The organism is Streptomyces sp. NPDC025806, from assembly GCF_055558275.1.
Genome location: NZ_JBVHMU010000008.1, coordinates 334,539 through 359,916 on the forward strand (window position 1 = coordinate 334,539; position 25,378 = coordinate 359,916).

General features: G+C 71.8%; 25 protein-coding genes and 1 pseudogene. 14 read left to right on the forward strand and 12 right to left on the reverse strand.

Annotated features, from left to right (window positions below):
- Nucleotides 1-23 precede the first annotated feature (23 nt).
- From ACZ4E1_RS20905 to ACZ4E1_RS20920, 4 genes and pseudogenes are all read left to right on the forward strand, one after another.
- Nucleotides 24-377, forward strand: a complete 354-nt coding sequence (locus ACZ4E1_RS20905) for a cytidine deaminase (RefSeq protein WP_467541201.1) — start codon at nt 24-26, stop codon at nt 375-377.
- A 214-nt stretch (nt 378-591) separates the two neighbouring features.
- On the forward strand, nt 592-1,926 hold the full coding sequence (locus tag ACZ4E1_RS20910; RefSeq protein WP_467541203.1) for a WxL domain-containing protein: 1,335 nt from the start codon (nt 592-594) through the stop codon (nt 1,924-1,926).
- A 135-nt stretch (nt 1,927-2,061) separates the two neighbouring features.
- Complete coding sequence (locus ACZ4E1_RS20915; RefSeq protein ID WP_467541205.1) at nt 2,062-3,015, forward strand: COG1470 family protein; 954 nt, start codon at nt 2,062-2,064, stop codon at nt 3,013-3,015.
- A 363-nt stretch (nt 3,016-3,378) separates the two neighbouring features.
- A pseudogene (locus ACZ4E1_RS20920) lies at nt 3,379-3,678 on the forward strand (transglycosylase family protein); the annotation flags it as partial.
- 31 nt (nt 3,679-3,709) lie between these two features.
- Here ACZ4E1_RS20920 and ACZ4E1_RS20925 read toward each other — a convergent pair.
- Entirely contained in the window at nt 3,710-4,048 is a 339-nt protein-coding gene (locus ACZ4E1_RS20925; RefSeq protein ID WP_467541207.1) for a P-II family nitrogen regulator, read from the reverse strand.
- Nucleotides 4,045-5,373, reverse strand: a complete 1,329-nt coding sequence (locus tag ACZ4E1_RS20930) for an ammonium transporter (RefSeq protein WP_467541209.1) — start codon at nt 5,371-5,373, stop codon at nt 4,045-4,047. Before ACZ4E1_RS20930 ends, ACZ4E1_RS20925 begins: the two co-directional genes overlap by 4 nt.
- A gap of 120 nt (nt 5,374-5,493) precedes the next feature.
- Between ACZ4E1_RS20930 and era the strand changes: the two genes are divergently transcribed.
- Nucleotides 5,494-6,444, forward strand: coding sequence for a GTPase Era (era, locus tag ACZ4E1_RS20935; protein ID WP_467541211.1), 951 nt, complete (start codon nt 5,494-5,496; stop codon nt 6,442-6,444).
- Here era and ACZ4E1_RS20940 read toward each other — a convergent pair.
- The gene (locus tag ACZ4E1_RS20940) at nt 6,441-7,304 is read right to left on the reverse strand and encodes a helix-turn-helix transcriptional regulator (RefSeq protein WP_467541214.1); all 864 of its coding nucleotides are present in this window, start codon (nt 7,302-7,304) and stop codon (nt 6,441-6,443) included. The genes era and ACZ4E1_RS20940 overlap by 4 nt on opposite strands.
- 164 nt (nt 7,305-7,468) lie before the next feature.
- Here ACZ4E1_RS20940 and ACZ4E1_RS20945 point away from each other — a divergent pair, with 164 nt between their 5' ends.
- A complete protein-coding gene (locus tag ACZ4E1_RS20945) occupies nt 7,469-8,323 on the forward strand; it encodes an NAD-dependent epimerase/dehydratase family protein (RefSeq protein ID WP_467541216.1) in 855 nt (284 codons plus the stop codon).
- 1,623 nt (nt 8,324-9,946) lie between these two features.
- Here the strand turns inward: ACZ4E1_RS20945 and ACZ4E1_RS20950 are convergent.
- From ACZ4E1_RS20950 to ACZ4E1_RS20965, 4 genes are all read right to left on the reverse strand, one after another.
- Nucleotides 9,947-11,188 carry an MFS transporter gene (locus ACZ4E1_RS20950; RefSeq protein WP_467541218.1) on the reverse strand — a complete coding sequence of 414 codons (1,242 nt, stop codon included), beginning with the start codon at nt 11,186-11,188 and terminating at the stop codon, nt 9,947-9,949.
- Nucleotides 11,185-12,537 (reverse strand): GH1 family beta-glucosidase, encoded by a 1,353-nt coding sequence (locus ACZ4E1_RS20955; protein ID WP_467541220.1) that lies wholly within the window; start codon nt 12,535-12,537, stop codon nt 11,185-11,187. Before ACZ4E1_RS20955 ends, ACZ4E1_RS20950 begins: the two co-directional genes overlap by 4 nt.
- 105 nt (nt 12,538-12,642) lie before the next feature.
- On the reverse strand, nt 12,643-12,909 hold the full coding sequence (locus tag ACZ4E1_RS20960) for a protealysin inhibitor emfourin (protein WP_467541222.1): 267 nt from the start codon (nt 12,907-12,909) through the stop codon (nt 12,643-12,645).
- Between the two features lie 17 nt (nt 12,910-12,926).
- Entirely contained in the window at nt 12,927-14,000 is a 1,074-nt protein-coding gene (locus ACZ4E1_RS20965) for a M4 family metallopeptidase (RefSeq protein ID WP_467541224.1), read from the reverse strand.
- Nucleotides 14,001-14,320: 320 nt separating this feature from the next.
- On the opposite strand from ACZ4E1_RS20965, the gene leuA reads away from it, so the two are divergent.
- The 5 genes from leuA (at nt 14,321) to ACZ4E1_RS20990 (ending at nt 20,660) form a co-directional block, all read left to right on the forward strand.
- Complete coding sequence (gene leuA, locus ACZ4E1_RS20970; RefSeq protein WP_467541226.1) at nt 14,321-16,042, forward strand: 2-isopropylmalate synthase; 1,722 nt, start codon at nt 14,321-14,323, stop codon at nt 16,040-16,042.
- A 185-nt stretch (nt 16,043-16,227) separates the two neighbouring features.
- Nucleotides 16,228-16,926 carry a tellurite resistance TerB family protein gene (locus ACZ4E1_RS20975; RefSeq protein WP_467541228.1) on the forward strand — a complete coding sequence of 233 codons (699 nt, stop codon included), beginning with the start codon at nt 16,228-16,230 and terminating at the stop codon, nt 16,924-16,926.
- 243 nt (nt 16,927-17,169) lie between these two features.
- Complete coding sequence (locus ACZ4E1_RS20980; protein ID WP_467541230.1) at nt 17,170-18,039, forward strand: membrane protein; 870 nt, start codon at nt 17,170-17,172, stop codon at nt 18,037-18,039.
- 135 nt (nt 18,040-18,174) lie between these two features.
- Nucleotides 18,175-18,993, forward strand: coding sequence for a dienelactone hydrolase family protein (locus ACZ4E1_RS20985; protein WP_467541232.1), 819 nt, complete (start codon nt 18,175-18,177; stop codon nt 18,991-18,993).
- Between the two features lie 26 nt (nt 18,994-19,019).
- On the forward strand, nt 19,020-20,660 hold the full coding sequence (locus ACZ4E1_RS20990) for a serine/threonine protein kinase (RefSeq protein WP_467541234.1): 1,641 nt from the start codon (nt 19,020-19,022) through the stop codon (nt 20,658-20,660).
- Here the strand turns inward: ACZ4E1_RS20990 and ACZ4E1_RS20995 are convergent.
- On the reverse strand, nt 20,644-20,844 hold the full coding sequence (locus ACZ4E1_RS20995; protein WP_467541236.1) for a DUF397 domain-containing protein: 201 nt from the start codon (nt 20,842-20,844) through the stop codon (nt 20,644-20,646). The genes ACZ4E1_RS20990 and ACZ4E1_RS20995 overlap by 17 nt on opposite strands.
- On the reverse strand, nt 20,826-21,659 hold the full coding sequence (locus ACZ4E1_RS21000) for a helix-turn-helix domain-containing protein (RefSeq protein ID WP_467541238.1): 834 nt from the start codon (nt 21,657-21,659) through the stop codon (nt 20,826-20,828). The genes ACZ4E1_RS20995 and ACZ4E1_RS21000 overlap by 19 nt, the downstream gene beginning before the upstream one ends.
- A gap of 354 nt (nt 21,660-22,013) precedes the next feature.
- Between ACZ4E1_RS21000 and ACZ4E1_RS21005 the strand changes: the two genes are divergently transcribed.
- Nucleotides 22,014-22,229 (forward strand): hypothetical protein, encoded by a 216-nt coding sequence (locus tag ACZ4E1_RS21005; RefSeq protein ID WP_188339042.1) that lies wholly within the window; start codon nt 22,014-22,016, stop codon nt 22,227-22,229.
- 14 nt (nt 22,230-22,243) lie between these two features.
- Here the strand turns inward: ACZ4E1_RS21005 and ACZ4E1_RS21010 are convergent, their stop codons facing one another.
- Both ACZ4E1_RS21010 and ACZ4E1_RS21015 read right to left on the reverse strand, forming a co-directional pair.
- Complete coding sequence (locus tag ACZ4E1_RS21010) at nt 22,244-22,582, reverse strand: XRE family transcriptional regulator (RefSeq protein WP_399126085.1); 339 nt, start codon at nt 22,580-22,582, stop codon at nt 22,244-22,246.
- Nucleotides 22,579-22,950 carry a type II toxin-antitoxin system RelE/ParE family toxin gene (locus ACZ4E1_RS21015; RefSeq protein WP_467541241.1) on the reverse strand — a complete coding sequence of 124 codons (372 nt, stop codon included), beginning with the start codon at nt 22,948-22,950 and terminating at the stop codon, nt 22,579-22,581. Before ACZ4E1_RS21015 ends, ACZ4E1_RS21010 begins: the two co-directional genes overlap by 4 nt.
- 162 nt (nt 22,951-23,112) lie before the next feature.
- Between ACZ4E1_RS21015 and recO the strand changes: the two genes are divergently transcribed.
- Nucleotides 23,113-23,862 (forward strand): DNA repair protein RecO, encoded by a 750-nt coding sequence (gene recO, locus ACZ4E1_RS21020; protein WP_467541243.1) that lies wholly within the window; start codon nt 23,113-23,115, stop codon nt 23,860-23,862.
- 21 nt (nt 23,863-23,883) lie between these two features.
- Complete coding sequence (locus ACZ4E1_RS21025; protein ID WP_467541245.1) at nt 23,884-24,717, forward strand: isoprenyl transferase; 834 nt, start codon at nt 23,884-23,886, stop codon at nt 24,715-24,717.
- Between the two features lie 192 nt (nt 24,718-24,909).
- Here the strand turns inward: ACZ4E1_RS21025 and ACZ4E1_RS21030 are convergent, their stop codons facing one another.
- Nucleotides 24,910-25,365, reverse strand: coding sequence for a Fur family transcriptional regulator (locus ACZ4E1_RS21030; RefSeq protein ID WP_467541247.1), 456 nt, complete (start codon nt 25,363-25,365; stop codon nt 24,910-24,912).
- Nucleotides 25,366-25,378: the final 13 nt, after the last annotated feature.

Below are 25,378 nucleotides of genomic sequence, written 5' to 3' on the forward strand. Positions count from 1 at the left end.
GCGGCGCTCTTTATGCTCACCCCATGACTGAGAGCACCGACCTCACCGCAGAGGACCGCAAGATCGTCACGCTGGCCCGTTCGGCCCGGGCCCGGAACGGGGTGCCCGAGGGGGCGGCCGTGCGGGACGAGACGGGGCGCACGTACGTGGCCGGGACGGTCGCGCTGGACTCGCTCAAGCTCAGCGCGCTGCAGACGGCCGTCGCGATGGCCGTCGCGTCCGGGGCGCAGTCCTTGGAGGCCGCCGCCGTGGTGACCGAAGCGGAGGCCGCCGCGGACGCGGACCGGGCGGCCGTGGCGGATCTCGGCGGGGCGGCGACGCCGGTGCTCGTGGCCGGGCCGGACGGGGTTGTGAAGGCGTCCGTCACCGCCGGCTGAGCGGCGGGAGATTGAGCGGTCCGTGCTGAGGCACGGGCCGCTTTTTGTTGCTCAACTGACAGGTGATCCAGGGAACTTGCCATCATCTGATGGCCCATCAGCTGATGCGGTTCGGCTCCATTGACTTTTCACACAACCCACACGTCAATGTGCGCAGTCGGCGCGGAACCGGCACCGGAGCCGCTGCGCCCACACCCATCAGGAGGGGACGTCCATGGGTTCGAAGAGTCGAAGACGCCGCGGCTGGGCCGCGCTGCTCGGGGCCGCCGCGCTCGCGGTCACCGCGGGCGGCGCGCTCGCCACGCCGGCCGGCGCCGCCGCCCAGTCCACCGACGTGGACTTCGCCACGCACTGCATCCCGCCCGCCATCGCCGGCATCCCGCCGATCGACGGCACCACCTCGGCCCGGATCGACGTCGACAACGCCGCCCCCAAGGTCGGCGACACCGTCACCGTGACGTACACCGTGGTCAAGCCCGCCGCCAGCAACCCGGTGGACCTCGCGCTGCCCGCCGACATCATGACGCCGACCGGCAAGGTCGTCCTCGGGGGCGCGCAGGGCGGGGAGATCACCGTCGCCGGGCCGAAGAAGAACGACCCGGTGCCCGGCAAGGGCGCCTTCCCGTCCTTCTCCATGACCGGCACGTTCACGGTCACGGCGCCGGGCGCGATCAACCTGTCGCCCGGCGACTACAACATCCACACCAGCTACATCATGGAGCTGGACACCCCGTGCACGGTGACGAACGGGCCCGCGCCCGTCTCCGAGACCGTGAACGCCACGGACGGCGGCGGCACCACCAACCCGCGGACGATCCAGCTGGGCGGCGCCTCCGGGAAGCCGGGTGACGCGGTCACCGTCTCCGGCAGCAAGTTCACCCCGGGTGCCTCCGTCACGCTGGCCGGCCGCGCCGGTGCCGCGCAGACCGGCGACACCGCCACCGTCACCGCCGACGCCCAGGGTTCCTTCAGCGGCTCCCTGACCGTCAACGACAAGACGACCACCGGGGTCGTCGCCTACGAGGGAGGTGCCTGGAGCGACGACAAGGGCGCCGGGCCCGCGGCGTACGTCGTCATCGACGACAGTCCGGTGCCGCCGGGCAGCCAGAAGATCAAGGCGTCCGTGAAGGCGGGCACGCTGTCGATGACCCAGGCCGGTGACACCGTCGAGCTCGGTGCCGTCGACTACGGGCAGGGCGGCGCCGCCAAGGGCGACCTGCAGACGGTGACCGTCAAGGACTTCCGCGGCGGCCCCGCGGGTTGGTCCCTGACCGGCAAGGTCACCGACTTCACCGGGCCCGGCGGAGCCTCCATCGGCGGCGACAAGCTGAGCTGGACCCCGAAGTGCGCCACCAAGGCGGGCAGCCCGAGCACCTGCAAGGCCGGATCCGCCGGGGCCGTCGGTTCCGCGGGCGCCACCCTCGCGTCGACACCGGACGCCGCCGCCACCGGCGGTGAGTTCACGGTCGACGCCGGGCTCTCACTGAACGTGCCGCAGTTCACCGCGCCCGGATCGTACGCGGGCGTTCTCACCCTCACCCTCGCCTGAGTCCCGCCCCGGACGAGCCGTGAGCGAGCCGGGCGCGCACCCGCCCGGCATCGCCGTTCCCCTCCTCTCTTCTCCTCTCTCCTCCTGTCTTCGTTCTCCTCCGCCTTCGCCGCCCGCCCCGGGGGTCCCGCACCGATGCGCAAGCCGTCCTGTGCCGTCCTGCTTCTGCTGCTCCTCGGCCTCCTGCTGAGCGGCGCGCCCGCCCAGGCCGCCGACAACGGCAGCTGGTCCGTCTACCCCTACGCCACCGAGCTCGCCGCGCGCCCCTACTTCCACCTCTCGGCCGACCCCGGCGACACCGTCCGCGACCGGGTCGTCGTCGCCAACAAGACGGCGCGCCCCCTCAGCTTCCGGCTCTACGCGGCCGACGCCTACAACACCGCGCGCGACGGCGGCTTCGCCGTGCGGACCCGCAAGGAGAAACAGCGGGGCGTCGGCGTCTGGGCCCGCCCCGCCCGCACCCGCGTCACCGTCCCGCCCCGCGGCCGGGTCACCGTGCCGATCACCGTCAAGGTGCCCGAGCGCGCCGAGCCCGGTGACCACCCCGGCGCGATCGTCGCCCTCGACGAGCGGATCGACCGCGGCGACGGCTCCCTCGCCCTGGGCGTGCAGCGCGCCGTCGCCGCCCGCGTCTACCTGCGGGTCAGCGGCCCGACGATGCCCGCGATCAGCGTGGAGCGGGTGAAGGTCGAGCACAGCCGGCCCCTGGTGCCCGGTACCGGGCCGAGCACCGCCGTCATCTCGTACACCCTGCGCAACCGCGGCAACGTCACCCTCGACCCGTCCGTGCGGCTGCACGCCAGTGGGCTCTTCGGGCGCACGCTGCTGGCCCGCTCCCTGTCCGGGACGCCCGCCGAGCTACTGCCCGGCCAGCGGGTGCGGCTGACCGCGCGCTGGAACGGGGCCCCGCAGTTCGACCGGGGCGACATCACGCTCACGGCGAGCGCCCGCGCGACCCGGGAGTCCGCGAGCGTCTCGTATCTGGCGCTTCCGTGGGTGTTCGTGCTCGCCGTCGCCGCGATCCTCGTGACCGGGGTCACCGTGACCGTGCGGACCAGGCGCTCCCGGAGAGGCGCAGGTCACATATAAGCCCAGATCAGGGGCTTACGTGAGCGTCCTCACGTCGGGCTCGGGCGGGGCCGGAAGACCCCTCGGGCGAATCGGACAAAACAGCGTGTTTAAGGCGTGCAAGGGACTTTGGTCCCGGTACTTATGGGGACCGAAGAAAGGACCAAAGTCCCGTTCGGTGGGACCGGGGACCCACAAAACGAGCCGTGCCGCGGGCCATGGTGGAGCAGTCGCCCGGCGCCGAGAGGTTCCGGCAGCGCCCCCCGTCACGGGAGGCGCGGCGACACCCCCCGACCCCGAACAAAGGTTTCTTACGTGTTCAGCATCGCCCGTACCGCCACCGCCGCCCGCACCCACCGCGCCCGTCGCTTCGCCGCCGGAGTCGTGCTCGCCGGCGCCGTCGGCACCGCCGTCTTCGCCGGCACCGGCAGCGCGTCCGCCGCGCCCGCCGCCTCCGGCTGGGACGCCGTCGCGCAGTGCGAGTCGACCGGTAACTGGTCGGCGAACACCGGCAACGGCTTCTCCGGCGGCCTGCAGTTCACGCCGTCCACCTGGGCCGCGTACGGCGGCACCCAGTACGCCCCGGCCGCGCACCAGGCCAGCAAGAGCGAGCAGATCGCCGTCGCCAACAAGGTGCTCGCCTCGCAGGGCAAGGGCGCCTGGCCCGTCTGCGGCGCCAAGCTCTGAGCCGCACCACCACCAGTCAGTAACTGACTCACACGGCGTCGGGGCCCCGTTCGCCCGTCCGCACCCGCACCACGGTGTCGACGGGCACGGCCCAGACCTTGCCGTCGCCGATCTTCCCGGTGCGCGCCGCCCGCACGACCGCTTCCATCACGGGCTCCGCGTCGTCGTCCGCGACGACGACCTCGATGCGCACCTTCGGCACCAGATCCACCCGGTACTCGGCGCCCCGGTACACCTCCGTGTGACCCCGCTGGCGCCCGTACCCGATGGCCTCGGTCACCGTCAGACCGTGCACACCCAGCTCCTGCAGCGCCGTCTTCACCTCGTCGAGGCGATACGGCTTCACGACCGCGGTGATCAGCTTCATGACGTGACCCTTCCGGCGACAGGAGTGCTGCCCTGCGGGGCACCGTGCCCGAGGACGCCGTGATCGTACGCAGTCTCCGCGTGCGCCGTCTGGTCCAGGCCCGTGCGCTCCTCGTCCTCCCCGGCCCGCAGGCCCATCAGCCGGTCGATCGCCTTCCCGATCCCGTACGTCACGACGAACGTGTACGCCGCCACGACCAGCACCGCGAGCAGCTGCTTGCCCAGCTGGCCGAACCCGCCGCCGTACAGCAGACCCTCCTTGTCCGCCGAGCCCGTCATCGCCGACGTGGCGAACAGGCCGATCAGAACCGTGCCCACCACACCGCCCACGAAGTGCACGCCGACCACGTCCAGCGAGTCGTCGTAGTCGAAGCGGAACTTCCAGGCGACCGCGTACGAGCACACCACCCCGGCCGCGAGCCCGACCACGGCCGCGCCGAGCACGCCCACGACCCCGCACGCCGGGGTGATCGCGACGAGTCCCGCGACCGCGCCCGACGCGGCGCCGAACGTCGTCGGATGCCCGTCCCGCTTCTGCTCCACGAACAGCCAGCCGAGCAGCCCCGTGCAGCCCGCGATCAGCGTGTTGAACAGGGACGCCGCGGCCAGCCCGTTCGCGCCGAGCGCCGAACCCCCGTTGAAGCCGAGCCAGCCGAACCAGAGCAGGCCCGCGCCCAGGATCACCATCGGCAGGTTGTGCGGGCGCATCGCGTCCTTCTTGAACCCGAGCCGCGGCCCGAGCACCAGACACAGCGCGAGCCCCGACGCGCCCGACGCGATCTCGACGACCAGACCGCCCGCGAAGTCCAGCGCGCCCAGGTGATGCGCGATCCAGCCGCCCGGCCCCCACACCCAGTGCGCGACCGGGACGTATACGAGCAGCGCCCACACCGGCACGAACACCAGCCACGCCCCGAACCGCGTACGGTCCGCGACCGCGCCGCTGATCAGCGCCGCCGTCAGGATCGCGAAGGTCAGCTGGAACGTGGTGAAGAGAAAGGTGGGGACGGTGCCGGTCACGTCGTCCGGGCCCACGCCCGCCATGCCCGCGTGCCCCAGATCCCCGATCAGACCCGCGAACGCGTCGTCGCCGAAGGCCAGCGAATAGCCCGCCACCAGCCACACCACCGTCACCAGGGCGATCGACACGAAGCTCATCATCAGCATGTTGAGCACGCTCTTCGTGCGGACCATGCCCCCGTAGAACAGGGCCAGGCCCGGGGTCATCAGCAGGACGAGCGCGGTCGCGGCGAGCAGCCAGGCCGTGTCACCCGTGTCGAGGGCTGCGGCAACCGGGGCGGCGAGAGGTGGGGTCGTGGGAGGCATGCGGGCCAGCGTCACCGGCCCGCGTTTCCGTTGCCGCACCCCGGGGTTTCCGCCGTGTTTCGTGTCACCCCGGTGTTACAAGGCCCTCACGGTGCCGCACGGCTTCGCGGATCAGGGACAATGGGCGCCATGAGCGTTCACACCCCCGCTGCCGGACCTGCCCACCGCGCCGGCTTCGCCTGCTTCGTCGGCCGCCCCAACGCGGGCAAGTCCACCCTCACGAACGCTCTGGTCGGCAAGAAGGTCGCGATCACCGCCGACCAGCCGCAGACCACGCGGCACACCGTGCGCGGCATCGTGCACCGCGAGGACGCGCAGCTGATCCTGGTCGACACCCCCGGACTGCACAAGCCGCGCACCCTGCTCGGCGAGCGGCTCAACGACGTGGTGCGCACCACCTGGGCCGAGGTCGACGTCATCGGCTTCTGCCTGCCCGCGAACGAGAAGCTCGGCCCCGGCGACCGGTTCATCGCCAAGGAGCTCGCGTCGATCAAGAAGACGCCGAAGATCGCGATCGTCACCAAGACCGACCTCGTCGACAGCAAGCAGCTCGCCGAGCAGCTCATCGCCATCGACCAGCTCGGCAAGGAGCTCGGCTTCGAGTGGGCCGAGATCATCCCGGTCTCCGCCGTCGGCGACAAGCAGGTCGACCTGCTCGCCGACCTCATCGTGCCGCTGCTGCCCGAGGGCCCCGCGCTCTACCCGGAGGGCGACCTCACCGACGAGCCCGAGCAGGTCATGGTCGCCGAGCTGATCCGCGAGGCCGCGCTCGAAGGCGTCCGCGACGAGCTGCCGCACTCCATCGCCGTCGTCGTCGAGGAGATGCTGCCGCGCGAGGACCGCCCCGCCGACAAGCCGCTCCTCGACATCCACGCCTTCGTCTACATCGAGCGGCCCAGCCAGAAGGGCATCATCATCGGCCCCAAGGGCAAGCGCCTCAAGGACGTCGGCATCAAGTCCCGCAAGCAGATCGAGGCGCTCCTCGGCACGCCGGTCTACCTGGACCTGCACGTGAAGGTCGCCAAGGACTGGCAGCGCGACCCCCGCCAGCTCCGCAAGCTCGGCTTCTAGTCCAGACCCCGATTCCTGGTCTCGTACGCGGTGGGGCTCGGGGCCAGGTCCTGGAGCCCGATCACGCGCAGCAGCTCCAGCCGCTCGTGCGCGGGGGTGCCCGGCCGCGCCGAGTGCACGACGAGCTGCTGGTCGTGGCCGGCCCCCAGCAGCACCTCGCAGTCCAGATCGAGCACGCCGACGACCGGGTGCACGAAACGCTTCGGCGACGGGCGGTCCACGACCACGTCGTGCGCCGCCCACAGCTCCTCGAACTCCCGTGACGCGGCCCGCAGTTCGCGGACGAGCGCGGCCGGGCCCGGGTCGTCCGGGCGGGCCGCGACGACCGCCCGCAGTCCTGCCACGTGGGCGCGGCCGAGGCCCTCGTGCTGGTCGGCGGGGAACAGGGTGCGGGTCGCCGGGTCCGTGAACCAGCGACGGATCATGTTCGTGCCCACGTGGTCGCCGGTCAGCGCCATCGACATCGCGTTCTGCGCGAGCACCTCGCCCCAGTCGCCGAACACCGTCGCCGGCAGATCGTGCAGCCGGTCCAGGATCAGCAGCAGCCCCGGGCGGACGTGCCCCGAGGAGGTGCCGGGCCGCGGTGGCTCCTCACCGGCCAGATGGAACAGATGGTCCCGCTCCGCGTCCGTCAGGCGCAGCGCGCGGGCCAGGGCCGTGAGCATCTGGCGCGAGGGGTGCGAGCCGCGGCGCTGTTCCAGCCGCGTGTAGTAGTCCGCGGACATCCCGGCGAGCTGCGCCACCTCCTCGCGGCGCAGGCCGGGCGTACGGCGCCGCGGGCCGGTGGGCAGGCCCACGTCCGAGGGGTTCAGGCGGCTGCGGCAGCGGCGCAGGAAGTCGGCGAGTTCGGCACGGTTCACGCCTTTCAGCATGGCTCGCCGCCGGGTTCGTATCCAGGGAGTACCGGTCCCTGGATAACCGCGTCTCTCCCGCCGGGCCGGCGACGGGCGGAGGCTTCAGCCATGGCCGGTACGGCTGGAACGGCTGGTACGGCCACTTTGGCTACGAGGACGAGGAGGCGGCCATGCTGACATTGGTGACGGGTGCGACGGGTCAGGTCGGGCGGCGGTTCGTGCCGCGACTGCTGCGGGCGGCCCCGCACGGGGACCGGGTGCGGGTGCTGGTCCGGGAGGCGGAGCGCGGAGAGGAGTTCGCGGAGCTCGGGGCGGAGATCGTCGTCGGGGACCTGCGGGACGCGGAGATGCTCGGCAAGGTGACGGCCGGGGTGGACGCGGTCGTGAACGTCGCGGCGGCGTTCCGCGGCGTGCCGGACGAGGAGGCGCGCGCGGTCAACCGGGACGCGGCGATCGAGCTCGGACGGGCCGCGGTGGCCTCCGGCGTCGGCAGGTTCGTGCAGGTCAGCACGGGGCTCGTGTACGGCGTCGGGCGGGGCCGGGCCCTCGTCGAGTCGGACGAATCCGTACCCGGCGGGCACATGTGGGGCGCCTACCCCGAATCGAAGTGGGAGGCCGAACAGGGGCTCGCGGCGCTGTCCGGGCTCGGTGACCTGCGGATCGGGCGCCTGCCCTTCGTGTACGGGGACGGGGACCCGCACCTCGACACGGCGGTGGAATGGGCCCCCGGCTGGGCCGGGATGCAGCGACTGCACCTCGGACACCACGCGGATGTGGCCCAGGGCCTGCTGCGACTGCTGTACGCGCCGGGCGCGTCCGGCGCCTACAACATCGCGGACGACGCCCCGCTGACCACGATCGACCTGCTGACCTTCGCGGGCGTTGAGGTCCCGCCCTCCGTGTCCGAGCGGGAGACCGCGGACCCCTGGCACGCGGTCCTCTCCACCTCGCGCATCCGCCACGAACTGGGCTACCGCCCCCTGTACCCGTCCCTCTGGTCAGCCAAGGCCTCCGGCGCCCTCTAACCACCGGCCACCGGCCCAAGGTGTCCGGCGCCCTGTGACCACCGGGCCGACGCCGGCTGTATAGGTGTGCGGCTCTTCCCCGATGGGGCGGTGCTCGGAGCCGGCACTGCGGCCGAGGCCCGACGAGCAGACACGCGGCGCCGGGCATCGCCCTTGGCCCCGGCCCCGCTCCCACCCATCCGCCGCCTCCGGGGGCGTCGCCCCGGCACCTTGCGCAGCGCTGGGCATCGCCCTTGGCCCCAGCCCGGCTCCCACCCACCCGCCCCCTCCGGGATCGTCGGCCCGGAGCCCGGAGCCCGGAGCCCGGAGCCCGGAGCCCGGAGCCCGGAGCCCGGAGCCCGGAGCCCGGCGCAGCGCGGGGCAGCGCCCTTGGCTCTAGCCCCGCTCCCACCCACCCGCCCCCTCCGGGGGCGTCGGCCCGGCACCGAGCGCAGCGCTGGGTATCGCCCTTGGCTCTAGCCCGGCTGCCACCTACCCGCTCCCTCCGGGATCGTCGGCCCGGAGCCCGGAGCCCGGAGCCCGGAGCCGGGCGCAGCGCTGGGCATCGCCCTTGGCCCCAGCCCCGCTCCCACCCACCCGCCCCCTCCGGGGGCGTCGCCCCGGCACCGAGCGCGCCCCCAGGGGTGCGGGGCCGAACCGATGCGCGGCCCCGGCGCGGGGCACGACCAACCGGCGCCCCTGGGGCGCGGCCTGTGCCGATCAGCGACTCCGCCGCGGGGCGAAACCAACGGCCCCTGGGGCGCACGGAGTGCGCCTTCAGGGGCGCGGGGAACTGCGCGAGAAGCCCCACCGGACGGCACCCGGCGACGATCGTCCGCCCCTACGGCGGCGCCGTTTTGGCCGAGGCCCAAGGGGACGCGCACCCGGCACCGGGGTGCCGCCTTGCCCACCGGTGCCGCCCCAGGCGGCAGACTGCCCAAGGTGGGGTCGACCGGATGCGCGCCCTGGGCCGGAGTGCTGGCCCGGGGGCCGGGTTGCTGCCCGAGGCGGGGCGCCGGGCCGACGCCCCCGGAGGGGGCGGGTGGGTGGGAGCAGGGCTGGGGCTATGGGCGAGGCTGCCGGACAGCGCACGCGGCATCGGGGTGCCGTCTTGCCCACCCTCCCGCAAGCTCTCGGCTTCGTTCGAGTAGTAGGGGGTACCCCCATCGCCCCAGGCGGCAGACTGCGCAAGGCTGGGGAGACCGAACGGGCACCGGGCTGAAGTGCTGCCCCGAGGGAGCAACTTAAGCGCGTGCCCGAGGCCGGGCGCCGGGCCGACGCCCCCGGAGGGGGCGGGTGGGTGGGATCAGGGCCGGGGCCATGGGCAAGGTCGGCCGCAGGCGTATTGCGGGCGAGCGCGTCGCCGGACATGCACCCCCGGCGCCGGGAGCAGGGCCAGGACTATGGGCAAGGCCGGCCGGGGCACGTCGCAGCCGACCGCATCGCCAGAGTCCGCCCCGGGACACGGCCCGGCTACCCCGCCCACCCCGCGCCGAGCGGTCACCGCCCGGCTACCCCGTCCGCCCCGCGCCGAGCGCGTCGCCGGACACCGCCCCCGGGACCCCGCCCACCCCGCGCCGAGCGGTCACCGCCCCGTTCACCCCGCCCGCCCCGCGCCGAGCGGCCCGCCGAGCGCCCCGCCCCTCACTCCACCCCCTTGATGCGACGAACCAGCAGCGCTCCCGCCAGGCCGATCGCCGCCGAGACCAGGTACAGGACCCGGTATCCGCCCAGCTGTCCGACCAGTGGGGCGGCCAGGACGGGGGCGGCCACCTGGGGCAGGGAGTTCGCGATGTTGATGACGCCGAGGTCCTTGCCCCGGTCGAGGGCGGCCGGGAGCACGTCCGTCATCAGGGCGAAGTCGACGGAGGTGAAGACACCGAAGCCGACCCCGAGCACCGCGGCGGCGACCAGCGCCCCGCTCCACGTCTGCCACCCGGACAGCACCCCGGTCGCGACAGCGATGAGCACCCCGGACCAGAGGACGAACGGCTTGCGCCGGCCGACCCGGTCCGACCAGACCCCACCCACGACGACGGTCGCGAGCAGCGTCACCCCGTTGACCGCCGTGAGGATCAGCACCCCGGACTCCGGGTCCGCGTAGTGGAGTTGATCGCGGAGGTAGTAGAAGAGGTAGAGCAGCACCAGCGCGTTGCCCAGGTTGATCAGGAACCGGGTCAGCCAGGCCCACGCGAAGTCGGGGTGGGCGCGCGGGCTCAGCCAGAACCCCGCCGCGAAGGACCGCCACGACCACGCGGGCCGATCGGCCGGAGCGAGCCGCAGATCGGGATGGCGCAGCACGTACGGCGCGACCCCGACCAGGGTGAAGACGGCGCAGGCCGCATACCCGGCCCCCGTCCCGCCGGCCAGCGTCGCGAGCCCCGTCCCGCCGACGACCCCGAGGATCTGCGCGGCCCCGAGCCACCCGCCGACCGCCCCGCGCTGCAGCCGGGGCACCCGGTCCGGCACGGCCGCGGTGACCGCCGCGAACGCCGCGTTCAGGGTCAGCTGCACCAGGCACCAGCCCAGGAACAGCACCCAGACCGCGTCGGCGACCCCGAGCAGCAGCAGGGACAGCGCCCCGCCCACGGACCCGGCCACGATCCACGGCGTACGCCGCCCGTAGCGGGACACGGTCCGGTCGGACAGCGCCCCGAACAGCGGGTTCGCGGCGAGGGAGACGACGGCCCCGACGCCGGCGACCCAGGCGAGCAGCGACTCCTTCGACAGGCCGGTGCCGGGCGCGAACCGCTCCGACTGCTGGGCGAGCAGGATCTGCAGCGGCCCGTACCAGCCCACCCAGATCGCACCGTTGGCCAGCGACAGTGCGACCGTCCAGCCGCGCCGGACCCGCTCGGAGGGCTCCTCCAGGGCGAGCGCGCTCATGAGTGCTCCGCCCTCTGCGCCCGCAGGGCGTCCCGCAGCCAGGCGTACGAGGCCTTCGGCGTACGGGTCCCGGTCGCGTAGTCGACGTGGACCAGTCCGAAGCGCTTGGTGTAGCCCTCGGCCCATTCCCAGTTGTCGAGGAGCGACCAGACGAAGTAGCCGCGCACGTCGGCGCCCGCCTCCATCGCCCGGTGCAGGGCCCGCAGATGCCCGTCCAGGTAGGCGATCCGGTCCCGGTCGTCGAGGCCCTCGTACGCGCAGCCGTTCTCGGTGACGACGACGGGCGGCAGCCGGTCACCGTAGCGCTCGCGGAAGGAGGCGAGGAGTTCGGTGAGCGCGTCGGGGACGACGGGCCAGCCGAAGTCCGTCACCGGGTAGCCCTCGATCTCCCGTACCGCGAAGGGCAGTTCGGCGGGCAGCGTCAGTCCGGAGAACTCCACGTCCGCGCCGCCGGGCAGCGGCGCCCCCACCTTCGTCGGCTGGTAGTAGTTCACGCCGTACCAGTCGAGCGTGCCCTCGGAGATCACCGACAGGTCGGCGGCGAGGTCGTCGGCGGGCATCAGCTCGCCGAAGCCGTCGGGGTAGCGGCCGAGCAGCAGCGGGTCGGAGAAGAGCCGGTTGAGGATGACGTCGTAGAGGTCGGCGGCGGCCGCGTCGGCCGGTCCGGCGGAGGCGGGCCAGGTCGGGCCGTGGGAGTTGGCGATGCCGATGTCGGTGGCGCCCGCCGCGCGCAGCGCCTGGGCGGCGAGCCCGTGCGCGAGGAGCTGGTGATGGGTGGCGGGCAGCGCGTCGAACAGCAGCTTCCTGCCGGGGGCGTGCTCGCCGAGCGCGTGGCCGAGCAGGGTGTGCTCGGCGGGCTCGTTGAGGGTGATCCAGGTGCCGGTGCGGTCGGCGAGCCGCGCCGCGACGGTCTGCGCGTGGGCGGCGAAGCGGGAGGCGGTGTCCCGGGACAGCCAGCCGCCGGCCTCCTCGACCTCCGTCGGCAGGTCCCAGTGGAAGAGCGTCGGCACCGGCCGCACGCCTCGCGCGCACAGCTCGTCGACGAGCCGGTCGTAGAAGTCGAGCCCGCCGGGCCGCAGCACCCGCGGCCAGGACACCGAGAAGCGGTACGCGCCGACCCCGAGGTCGTGGACGAGGCCCACGTCCTCGCGGTAGCGGGCCACGTGGTCGCAGGCCGTGTCCGCCGTGGAGCCGTCCTTGATCCGTCCGGGTTCGGCGCCGAACGCGTCCCAGATCGAGGGCGCGCGTCCCTCGACGGCGCCCTCGATCTGGTGGGCGGAGGTGGAGACGCCCCACAGGAATCCGGGCGGGAACGTCGGGAGCGGGGGCGCGTCCGGGGTGGCTGGCATGGGCGCGATCATCCGTACCGACCGGTAGAGAAGTCAACGCCCATGCAGCGACCAGTAGTTACCGCAGGTATCACCCGGGTCGGGAACCCCGGGGGCCGGCGACCGTCAGGCGCCCTCCTTCAGGACGCGGGTGATCAGCCTGCGCTGCTCCGCGGTGAGCCGGGGGTCCGCGCAGTACACGGTCCGCCCGTCCACCGTGATCGTGTAGCTGAACCCGTCGGGCACCCCGCCGGGCGGGCTGTCCCGGCCCTCGGCGAGCGCCGCCTCGGCCAGCTCCCGCCACTCGTGCTCGTCGCCGTGGCCCGCCGTGTCGATCTCGGCCTGCCGGGGGACCCCGGCGAAGCCGCCCGTGCGCCTGACGTGAATCCGCATGGCTCCCGCCTACCCGTTCAGCTCGTGGGCACCCCGACCTGTTCCCAGGCCTTGAGGACGGCCCGGGTCTCGTCCCCCGCCCCGTAACGCTCCTGGGCGGTCTTCGCGGTCAGCTGCGCGAAGTCCGCGAAGGAGGCGTCCTGCGCCAGCTCGCCGCCGGTGAGGGTGTCGAACCAGATCTGCCCGGCCCGCTCCCACGCCTGCCCGCCGAGCTCGGTGGCCAGCAGGTAGAAGGCGTGGTTGGGGATGCCGGAGTTGAGGTGGACGCCGCCGTTGTCCTCCTCGGTGTCCACGTAGTGCTCCATGTCGGCGGGCTGCGGGTCCTTGCCGAGCACGTCGTCGTCGTACGCGGTGCCCGGCGCCTTCATGGAGCGCAGCGCCACGCCCTGGACGCTCGGCGCGAGCAGTCCCGCGCCGATCAGCCAGTCCGCCTCGGCGGCGCTCTGGCCGAGCGAGTACTGCTTGATGAGGGAGCCGAAGACGTCGGAGAGCGACTCGTTGAGGGCGCCCGGCTGGCCCGCGTAGGTCAGGTTCGCCGTGTACTGGGTGACGCCGTGGGTGAGTTCGTGGCCGATCACGTCGACGGGCAGGGTGAAGTCGAGGAAGATCTCGCCGTCCCCGTCGCCGAACACCATCTGCTCGCCGTTCCAGAACGCGTTGTTGTAGTCCCGGTCGTAGTGGACCGTCGCGTCGAGCGCGAGCCCGTTGCCGTCGATCGACCAGCGCTCGTACTTCTGCAGGTACAGCTCGAAGGTGGCGCCGAGGCCGGCGAACGCCCGGTTGACGGTGGCGTCCTGGCCGGGTGCGTCGCTCTCGCCGCGCACCTTCGTGCCGGGCAGTTCGGTGCCGTGCGCGGCGTCGTAGATCGTGCGCTTCGGCTTCTGGTCCTCGGGGGCGACGGGCCGGGGGACGACGGCGGTGCGGGCGACGACGGTGTCGCGGCGCCGGCCGCGCTCCAGGGCGTCGCGTTCCAGGGTGAGGCGGGCGCGCTCGGCGGCCGTCGCGTTCGAGGACCGGGCCACCTTGTCGAGCAGGTGCGGGGGGACGATCGAGCAGAAGACGGGCTGGAAGCCAGCGGGGTTCGAGGTCATCATGCAAAGGTGGCACTGCGTCATCGCGCTGTCACGAGGTGCGACGGTGATTAGCGAAATAGAGCGAAATAGCGGGAGGGAGGGGTCGAAATGGAGGCGTACATCACCTATGTCCGGTTACTCGCCGGTCGTCCCGCATACTGATACGACCCTCCGCACAAGAGCGGGACTCGGTTAAGGTGCTCAGCATCATGCGATTCGGGCTGCTTCTCCTTAGCTGCCGCGGCGAGGGCCTGTAGTCGAGGCCGACCCCCTCCCCGCGGAGTTTGGCGTTGCGCCGTCGGCCGCCTTACCGGCCATCCTCTGAGGAGCCCCGCATCATGGCGAACCGCCAGCAGACCAGCCGCATGCCCATCCACAAGTACGGTCAGTACGAGCAGGTCGACATCGCCGACCGCACCTGGCCGAACCAGCGGATCACCACTGCTCCTCGCTGGCTCTCCACGGACCTGCGCGACGGCAACCAGGCCCTGATCGACCCGATGTCGCCCGAGCGCAAGCGCCGGATGTTCGACCAGCTGGTCAAGATGGGCTACAAGGAGATCGAGGTCGGCTTCCCGGCCTCCGGCCAGACCGACTTCGACTTCGTCCGCTCGATCATCGAAGAGCCGGGCGCCATCCCGGACGACGTGACGATCTCCGTACTGACCCAGGCCCGCGAGGACCTGATCGAGCGCACGGTGGAGTCGCTGAAGGGCGCCAAGCGCGCCACGGTCCACCTGTACAACGCCACCGCCCCCGTCTTCCGCCGCGTGGTCTTCCGCGGCTCCAAGGACGACATCAAGCAGATCGCCGTCGACGGCACCCGCCTGGTGATGGAGTACGCGGAGAAGATCCTGGGCCCCGAGACCGAGTTCGGCTACCAGTACAGCCCCGAGATCTTCACGGACACCGAGCTGGACTTCGCCCTGGAGGTCTGCGAGGCCGTCATGGACGTCTACCAGCCGGGTCCGGGCCGCGAGATCATCCTCAACCTGCCCGCCACGGTGGAGCGTTCGACCCCGTCGACGCACGCGGACCGCTTCGAGTGGATGGGCCGCAACCTGTCCCGCCGTGAGTACGTCTGCCTGTCGGTCCACCCGCACAACGACCGGGGCACCGCCGTCGCCGCCGCCGAGCTGGCCGTGATGGCCGGCGCCGACCGCGTCGAGGGCTGCCTGTTCGGCCAGGGCGAGCGCACCGGCAACGTCGACCTGGTCACCCTGGGCATGAACCTGTTCTCGCAGGGCGTCGACCCGCAGATCGACTTCTCCGACATCGACGAGATCCGTCGCACGTGGGAGTACTGCAACCAGATGGAGGTCCACCCGCGCCACCCGTACGTGGGCGACCTGGTCTACACGTCCTTCTCCGGCTCCCACCAGGACGCCATCAAGAAGGGCTTCGACGCGATGGAGGCCGACGCGGCCGCCAAGGGCGTCACCGTGGACGACATCGAGTGGGCCGTCCCGTACCTGCCGATCGACCCGAAGGACGTCGGCCGCTCCTACGAGGCCGTCATCCGGGTCAACTCGCAGTCCGGCAAGGGCGGTATCGCCTACGTCCTGAAGAACGACCACAAGCTGGACCTGCCGCGCCGCATGCAGGTCGAGTTCTCCAAGGTCATCCAGGCCAAGACCGACGCCGAGGGCGGCGAGGTCACGCCGAAGGACATCTGGAACGTCTTCCAGGACGAGTACCTGCCCAACTCCGGCAACCCGTGGGGCCGCATCCAGGTCAAGACGGGCCAGACCACGACGGACACCGACGGTGTGGACCGCCTGACGGTCGAGGCCGAGGTGGACGGCACCGAGCAGGTCCTGACCGGCACGGGCAACGGTCCGATCTCCGCGTTCTTCGACGCGCTGCAGGCCATCGGCGTCGACGCCCGCCTGCTGGACTACCAGGAGCACACGATGAGCGAGGGCGCCTCGGCCGTCGCCGCCTCGTACATCGAGGTCGCCATCGAGGACAAGGTCCTGTGGGGCATCGGCATCGACGCGAATACGACACGTGCGTCGCTGAAGGCCGTCGTCTCCGCGGTGAACCGCGCCGCCCGCTGACTCCTCTGAGCTGGCATTTCCCGGCCCCGTGCACCTTTTGTCGGTGCGCGGGGCCGCGTCATGTCTCGGCCAGGACGCCTGTTCGCCGTGATCCCGTCGTGACCAAGGTACTGACGCCGCGTCGGCAATGTGGCTAACATCACGCCAGCGTCGCGATGTTGCGGCGCCGTTACGGAGGTGTGCACGTGCTGCCGAAGCTGGGACAAACACGGCGAACCGGGCTCACGCGTGTACTCGGCGTGCACACCACCTGGACCACCGTGGGCGACGGGGAGTTCTTCTGCCCCGGCTGCGGCGGTGACCGCAACTATCAGCGGCGCACCGGCCGGCGCCGCTTCACCGTGCTCGGCGTCCCGCTCGTGCCGCGCGGCCACACCGGCCCCGTCGTCCAATGCGCCGCCTGCGAGCACCGGTTCGGCATGGACGCCCTCGACCACCCGACCACGCACCGCTTCTCGGCGATGCTCCGCGACGCCGTGCACACCGTCGTCCTCGCCGTCCTCGCCACCGGCGGGACGGCCTCCCGCACCACCCTCGAGTGCGCGGTCGGCATCCTGCGCGGCGCCGGCTTCGACGACACCTCCGAGGCCCAACTCGCCGCGCTCGTCGAGGCGTTGGTGACCGACGCGGGCCGGCTGCCCGAGCACGCCGGCTCCGGCGCGGGGCTCGCCATCGAACTCCACGAGGCGCTCGACCCGATCGCCGCGCACCTCGCGCCCGCCGGACGGGAATCCATCCTGACCCAGGGCGCCCGCATCGCCCTCGCGGACGGCCCGTACTCGGCCGCCGAGCGCGATGTCCTGTGCACCGTCGGCGCCGCCCTCACCATGTGCACGGACGAGGTCTCCGCACTGCTCCTCGCGGCGGCCCGCACCCCCAGCTGATCCGTCCGCAGTACTCCCGCGGGGCGTCCGTCCGGGGCGGGCGGCACCCTGACGCACCCGGCCGCGAGCACCGGACCGGGCCTCTGTCAGGCGACGGACGACGGACGACGGGCGAACAGGCCTTCGGGGCGGGGGCGGCGGCGTCACCCTTTCGGCTCAAGGGCGCGGCCTTGCCGGGCCTATCCGGGGGCCGCCGCGTTAGCGGTGGCGGATACCGCACCCGGAGTTGCAGAAAGGTTTCTGATGACCGTCCTGTCCATCGACTTCACCCAGGGGCTGAACGATGCCTGGTCGAAGGTCGCTCAGTTCGTCCCCCAGCTCGCCGCCTTCCTGATCATCCTGGTCGTCGGCTGGTTCGTCGCCAAGGTGATCCGCAACGTGCTCGACCGCGTCCTGCGCGGGGCCGGTTCCGAACGCCTGGCTCGCACGGCGGGCGCCGACAAGCTGCTCAAGGGCGCGTCCTTCGACCTGACCGGGCTCGTCTGCAGAATCGTTTACCTGGCCCTGATGCTGATCATTCTGCAGCTCGCCCTCGGCACCTTCGGGCCCAACCCGGTCAGCGACATGATCAACGGCCTCGTCGCCTGGCTGCCCCGCGCCGTCGTCGCCGTCGTGCTCGTCGTCGTCGCCATGGCCGTCGCCAACGCCGTCCGCTCCATCACCGCGGGCGCCCTGTCCAGCACGTCGTACGGGCACACGGTCGCCGGAGTCCTGTGGGGAGCCGTCGTCGCGCTCGGGGTCATCGCCGCGCTCGGCCAGGCCGGGATCGCCACCACGGTCACCCAGCCGGTGCTCTACGCGATCCTCGCCACCGTCGCGGGCATCCTGATCGTCGGCGTGGGCGGCGGCATGATCATGCCGATGCGGCAGCGCGTGGACCGCTGGATGAACGCCGCCGAGCAGGAGGCCGCCCGGGCCAAGGGCGCCGCCGCCCCGACCGCGTACCAGGCCGGCCACCAGGACGCCCACATCCGGGCCCAGCAGCCGCACCCGCAGGCCCAGGCCCAGCAGCCGCCGTCGCAGCCGCAGGCCCACCCGTACCCGCAGGGCACGTACGCCCCGGGCACGGGCCCGACGTACGGCGGGCAGCACCAGGGCGGCCCGGGCTGGTAGACCCCGCCCCGGCCGTGCCGACGCCCCCGCCCGCGACCTCCGAAGTCCGGGACGGGGGCGACGGGCCGCCGCCGACCGGTTCTGGATCAGGTCAAATCCCGCCCAGGGAACCGGTGTTCGAGGCAGGCTGCGACGGTGACCCACGCAGACGATCTCGCGGGCGAGCCCCGCACGCCCGACACCACCGCCGTCCGCACGGAGACGACCGACATCCCGGTCCCGGGCGCGCCGACCCGCATGACCACCTACCTGGCCCGTCCCGCCGAGCCCGGCGACCACCCGGTCGTCCTCCTCGGCGGCGAACTCTGGGGCCTCAACGACGACATCCGGGCCGTCGCCCGCCGGGTCGCGGCCCTCGGCCACGTCGCCGTCGTCCCGAACCTGTACCACCGCACCGACCCCGCCTCCCGGGACGGCTTCGCCCACTCCGACGCGAACCGCGCGCACGCCTTCGACCTCGTCGGACGGCTCACCCGCGACGAGGTCGAGGCCGACTTCCGCGCCGCCGCCGACCACGCGCGGCCCCACGCGGGCGCCGCCGACCGCACCGGCATCCTCGGCTTCAGCCTCGGCGGCCACCTCGCCTACTTCGCCGCGACCCGCCTGCGCCTGGCCGCCGCCGCGATCTACTACCCCGGCTGGCTCGCCGGCACCGGCACGGCACTCAGCCGGCCCACGCCGCTCCTCGACGACACCGGACGCCTCGCCGAACACGGCACGCGCGTCGCGCTGTTCTACGCCGGGCGCGACCACATCATCGACGCCGCTCAGGTCGAGGCGGCCCGCACCGCCCTCACCGAGGCCGGGGTCCGCCACGAGATCACCGTCCACGAGGAAGCACCGCACGCGTTCTTCTTCCCTGGACACGACACGTACGACAAGGTGGCCGCGGACCTTTCCTGGGAACGGGTCGCGGACCTCTTCCGGACCGAGCTGCGGCACGGCAACGGGTGACGACGGAACAAAAAAGGGGGGACGGTATGCCGAAGGCGGCATTCCGGTTCACGGCACTTCAGGCGCAGGACCCGGTGGAGCTGGGGGACTTCCGGCCGGTGGCACGACTGGGGGAGGGCGGGATGGGCCAGGTGTTCATCGCGTTCTCGCCGGGCGGGCAGCCGGCCGCGGTCAAGGTGATCCGCCCCGAGTTCGCGCGGGACGCGGAATTCGGGGCGCGGTTCGAGCGGGAGGTGCGGGCCGCGCAGAAGGTCCGCGGCGCCCATCTCGCTCCGCTCCTCGACGCGGACCCGCACGCCGAACAGCCCTGGCTGGCCACGGGGTTCGTCGCCGGGCCCACCCTGCGCGACCTCGTCACCGAGTACGGCCCGCTGCCCGCGCCACAGGTGCTGCTGCTGGCCTGGGGCATCGCACACGCCCTCGCCGACATCCACGCCGCGCATGTCGTCCACCGCGACCTCAAGCCCGGCAACATCATGCTGGACGAGACGGGTCCCAAGGTCATCGACTTCGGCATCGTGAAGTCGCTGACCCAGTCCGTGACCTACAGCAGTCACTCCACCCGTGTCGGCACCCCGCTCTACATGTCGCCGGAGCAGGCCATGGGCCGGGCGGTCGGGGAACCGTCCGACCTCTTCGCCCTCGGCTCCACGCTGTACTTCCTCGCCACGGGCCAGGAGGCGTTCGGCGCGGAGAACGAGTGGGGTGTCGCCCACCGCATCGTGGCCGACGACCCGGACCTGTCCGCGATCCGCTCCCAGCCCCTACGCGGACTGCTCGCCGCCTGCCTGGACAAGGAACCGGGCGAACGTCCCACCGCGCAGGAGGTCCTCGAACTCTGCGAGGCGGAACTCGGCGACGACCTCGGCCCCGGCGCCTGGATGCGGATCGGCGGGGCGCGCGCCGCCATTCAGGAACGGACGGGGGCGCTGCGCACGCTCGCGCGGCACGACGACGACCCGGCCTCCGCCGTGACCGTGCCGCGTCCGCGTGACGTGCCGAAGACCCGGGAGAGCACCGAACTGCGCCTGAGGGACGCGATGAAGGCCCGGGCCGCCGATCTGGAACCGCCGGCGCCCACGCCGACCAAGGTCGCGCAGCCGCCCGTGCCGGAGCCGAAGAGTCCAGGTCGCACGGGTGGCGTCGTCGCCGTCCACCTGGTCAAGCTCGCGCTCGCGGCGATCGTCCTCTTCATCGCCACGGCCAATCCGATCATGACCGAGACATGGACCAGCGACTCCACGGGAGCGCAGGTCTCCCAGGTGACCGGCTCCTTCGACTGGGCGGACCCCTGGCGGTCGTACGCCAGCGGCATCCCGGGCGTGTCCTCGGACTGGGCGGTCGTTCCGGTCGGCGTCCTCGGCACGGCCGGGCTCATCGTGTGCGGGCTGCTGTACCTGCTGCGGCTGTCCTCGGACTCCGACTACCGGGCCTGGTCCGGTGCGGGAGTCGCGGGCGCGGTCATCTGGGGCATCGTCGTGACCCTCATGGGGATCTTCCTGATCCTGATGACCCTCGGAATGACGATCGACGACGACAACCCCGCGTACAACATCCGGTCCGTGCTCGAACCCGGTGGCTGGCTGCTGCTCCTGGCCAACGTCGTCGCGATCGAGGCGATCTGGCACACGTCCAACCGCCTCGACGCGCTCAGCAAGGCCGCCTGACCCCGTCCACGAACGCGGCCCAGGCCCCGGCCCCGATCACGACGACGTCCCCGTCCGCGACCTTGGAGTCCCGGACGGGGACGACCCCGGGGACGCCGTGGGCGACCTCAACGCAGTCGCCGCCTTCCTGGTTGCTGTAGCTGCTCTTGTGCCAGCGGGCATCGTTCAGGTCGTACGCGCGCATCGTCTGAAGTCCTCCGCCGCCGATTCGATCAGAGCCAGGGACGCCTCCGGCGGTAGCGCGGCGACCCTGATGAGATCGTATGCACGCTGGGCCCGCTTCACCACGGCCGGATCGTCGAGCAGCGTTCCCGAGAACGCCGTCTCTGTATAGGCGACCGGCGGTGCGTCCTCGAACTCCATGAGCTTGAGCGGGCCGCCCATCGATGCGTACGCCCCATGTGAGTACGGGATGACCAGGACGAGCACCTTGCGCTCCCGCGCCATGGCCGTGATGTGAGTCAACTGGTCGGCCATCGTGGCGTTTCCGCCGACCGGTGTGCGGAGAATGTTCTCGTGCAGCACGGCCCAATACAGGGGCCTTGTAGCGTCCCTCAGGATCTGGGCGCGCTCCGTGCGGGCGGACGCCAACTCGTCGACGTACTCATCCGTCACGAACGGGTTCATCGCCAGCGTCGCCACCCGGGCGTACTCCCGCGTCTGCAGGAGCCCCGGAACCAGAGACGGCGCGAACTCCCGGATCTCCGTGCACTGCCGCTCCAGTTCGAGAACCTCGGCGAAATAGGCGGCGTAGCGGCAATCATCGATGAGCTGTCGCCACATCCGCTCGAAAATACCGTCGGTTTGCAGCGCCTCGTCAATCCTCTGGGCTACATCCAACTGCGGCTTGCGAATTGCCTGTTCGAACTGGCCGATGTAGCCACCGGAAACGAATACGCGTAACCCCAACTCCACTTGGGTCAGAGCCGCGTCCTCGCGGCGCCGCTTCAGTTCGAGCCCGAAGAACTCCCACGCCGCTTGTCGCGAACCATTGGCCATGGCCAACCCCCAGATGCAGCCCCGCAGTTGTAGTGCACAGAGCCTTCCCCACTGTAGAGACGTGACGCCACGGTTGAGGGGAGAAGCGTGAAATCGAATCGGGAAGGGGAGCCACGTGAAGGACAGCGGGAACCATGCCGCGCGGTGCGTGGAGGAAGCCGAGGAAACGGTGGAGAATGTGCGAGCCGCACTCGCGAGGGTCGGAATTGTGCTGCCGTCACTGGGCCTGGATGCCGGGTCAATCGCACGGAGTGCCCCGTGTCCATTGGTGGAATTGGGGCGTTGTTCGGTTGACGCGGCGGCCCGTCTCGCCGCCGTCCTCCTCGCAAGCCCGGACGACAGGAGCGCAGCGCGATGAAGCCACCGATCGGTTCGTACGCGGTCGACACGAGCACCGGTCAGGTGGGACGGGTGATGGGGCACGAGGGTCCGTACGTGCAGCTGCGGCCGTACGGGGGCGGCCGGGAGTGGGACTGTCCGCCCGAGGTGCTGCGCGAGGCGACGACGCACGAGCGCCTGCGGGCGGCGACGACCTACGCGAACCGGCGCAGCCGGGGCGAGGTCCCTTAGGGCGGTCGGAGCGTCTACCCGAGTACGAACTGCTCGTCGCCGAAGTCCGCCACGATCTTGAGCTTGCCCCCCAGGGCGCGGACGTACGAGGCGAGGGTTTCGACCTCGCTACGTTCGAGCTGGCCGTGCTCGATGCGGGAGATGCGGGCCTGGGTGACGCCCATGGCTTTGGCCACGTCGACCTGGGTGACGTGCTGACGCTTGCGGATCTCGGCGAGGCGGTGGGCGCGGGCGGTGGCGATCATCTGGTCGGCCCGGTGATCGATGTCGGCTCGTTCCTCGGGGGAGAAGTCGAATTCCTCGACCAGGTCGTCCCAGCGTGCACTCTGCCCGGGGTGAGGCTTCTTGTTCACCGTTCGTCCTCCTCGATCTGCCGCAGATGCGCTTCGTAGACCTGTTCCGCGATGGGGATATGTGTGTCGTACCAGTTATGCCAGTTACCGGACTTGTCGCCGCCCACCAGGAACACCGCCCGACGAACGGGGTCGAAGGCGAACAGCATCCTGACCTCGCTGGAGCCTGCGGAGCCGGGCCGCAGTTCCTTGAGGTGCGTGAGTCGGGAGCCTCGGACGGTGTCGACCAAGGGGCGGCCGAGCCCAGGGCCTTCCCGCTGGAGTGCAGTGATGGCGGCGCTGATCAGGACCAGGGTCGCGCGCTCCTCCTTGCGTAGGCCGTGAAGCCAGGACAGTGCCGGTTCGAGCACGATTACTTCCCAGGGCACGCTTCGCTCCTCTGATTATGACAGCTGAGGCATATAGTGCAAGCGACATATCCTCTGGTGGGGGAGAGCGGGAAGCGCTCACACGCATGAGTGATGCGGGCGGCGCCGGCAGGGCCCGATCTGGGCTCCCTGCGCACGATTCGGTGGGGGACAATAGGCGGCATGAGTCTGTTCCGCGACGACGGCATCGTGCTGCGCACCCAGAAGCTGGGTGAGGCGGACCGGATCATCACCCTCCTCACCCGTGGGCACGGCCGGGTGCGGGCCGTCGCCCGCGGGGTGCGGCGGACCAAGTCGAAGTTCGGGGCGCGGCTCGAACCCTTCTCGCACGTGGACGTGCAGTTCTTCGCGCGGGGCAGCGAGCTGATCGGGCGCGGGCTGCCGCTGTGCACGCAGAGCGAGACGATCGCCGCGTACGGTGGCGGGATCGTCACGGACTACGCCCGCTACACCGCCGGGACGGCCATGCTGGAGACGGCGGAGCGGTTCACCGACCATGAGGGCGAGCCCGCGGTGCAGCAGTATCTGCTGCTCGTCGGCGCCCTGCGCACCCTCGCCCGCGGCGAGCACGAGCCGCACCTGATCCTCGACGCCTTCCTGCTGCGCTCCCTCGCGGTGAACGGGTACGCGCCGAGTTTCACGGACTGCGCGCGGTGCGGAATGCCCGGTCCCAACCGGTTCTTCTCGGTCGGCGCCGGCGGCTCGGTTTGCGTCGACTGCCGGGTACCGGGCAGCGTCGTACCCTCACCCCAGGCCCTCGACCTGCTCGGTGCGCTGCTGACCGGCGACTGGGAGACCGCGGACGCGTGCGAGGCACGGTTCGTGCGCGAGGGCAGTGGGCTGGTGTCGGCGTACCTGCACTGGCACCTGGAGCGCGGGCTGCGCTCGTTGCGTTACGTAGAGAAAAGCTGAGCTAGGGGAGAGGCCCGGAACATGGCACGTCGAGGAATCCTCGGACGGTCCCGTCGTGAGTACAAGACGCCCGAACCGCACCCGTCGGGCGCCCGGCCGCCGAAGATCCCGGGCGAGCTGGTGCCCGAGCACGTGGCCATCGTCATGGACGGCAACGGGCGCTGGGCCAAGGAGCGCGGGCTGCCCCGCACCGAGGGCCACAAGGTGGGCGCCGAGCGCGTCCTCGACGTCCTCCAGGGCGCCGTCGAGCTGGGTGTCGGCGCGATCTCGCTCTACGCCTTCTCCACGGAGAACTGGAAGCGCTCCCCGGACGAGGTGAAGTTCCTCATGAACTTCAACCGGGACTTCATCCGCAAGACCCGCGACCAGCTCGACGAACTGGGCATCCGGGTCCGCTGGGTGGGCCGCATGCCCAAGCTGTGGAAGTCGGTCGCCAAGGAGCTGGAGATCTCCCAGGAGCAGACCAAGGGCAACGACAAGCTGACCCTCTACTTCTGCATGAACTACGGCGGCCGTGCCGAGATCGCCGACGCCGCGCAGGCGATCGCCGAGGACGTGAAGGCGGGCCGGCTCGACCCGTCGAAGGTCAGCGAGAAGATGTTCGCGAAGTACCTCTACTACCCGGACATGCCGGACGTCGACCTGTTCCTGCGCCCCAGCGGCGAGCAGCGCACGTCCAACTACCTGCTGTGGCAGAGCGCCTACGCCGAGATGGTCTTCCAGGACGTCCTGTGGCCCGACTTCGACCGCCGCGACCTGTGGCGGGCCTGCGTCGAATACGCGTCGCGTGACCGCCGCTTCGGTGGGGCGACGCCCAACGAGGTGCTGCTTCAGCTGGAGCGTGGCGGTAAGTAGGGGTTCTTTTTCTGCGGGCCGGTGGGGGCCGGCCGCGCAGTTCCCCGCGCCCCTGGAGATGCGCACTTCGTGCGCGATCTCCATAGGGGCGGTGCCTCACCGGGGAAATGCCGCCCGAAGGGCGTGCATTTCAGGGGCGCGGGGAACTGCGCGAGAAGCCCCACCGGCCCGCAGCCGCGAAACCGGCCGACGTCACCCCGCGGTGGCGGCACCCGCACACTCGGAACACGTGCCGAAGATCTCGACCGTGTGGGCCACGTTCACGTAGCCGTGTTCCGAGGCGATGGACTCGGCCCACTTCTCGACGGCCGGGCCCTCGACCTCCACCGCCTTGCCGCACATCCGGCACACCAGATGGTGATGATGGTCGCCGCTGGAGCAGCGGCGGTAGACCGCCTCGCCCTCCGTCGTGCGCAGCACGTCGACCTCGCCCGCGTCCGCGAGGGACTGCAGGGTGCGGTAGACCGTCGTCAGGCCCACCGAGTCGCCCTTGTGCTTGAGCACGTCGTGCAGCTCCTGGGCGCTGCGGAACTCGTCCACCTCGTCGAGCGCCGCCGCCACGGCCGCGCGCTGGCGGGTCGACCTGCCTCGAACCGGGGCTGCCACGGGTTCCTCCTCACGTCCCTGCCACCTGCGTACCGCCGCCATTGTGCCAGGCTGC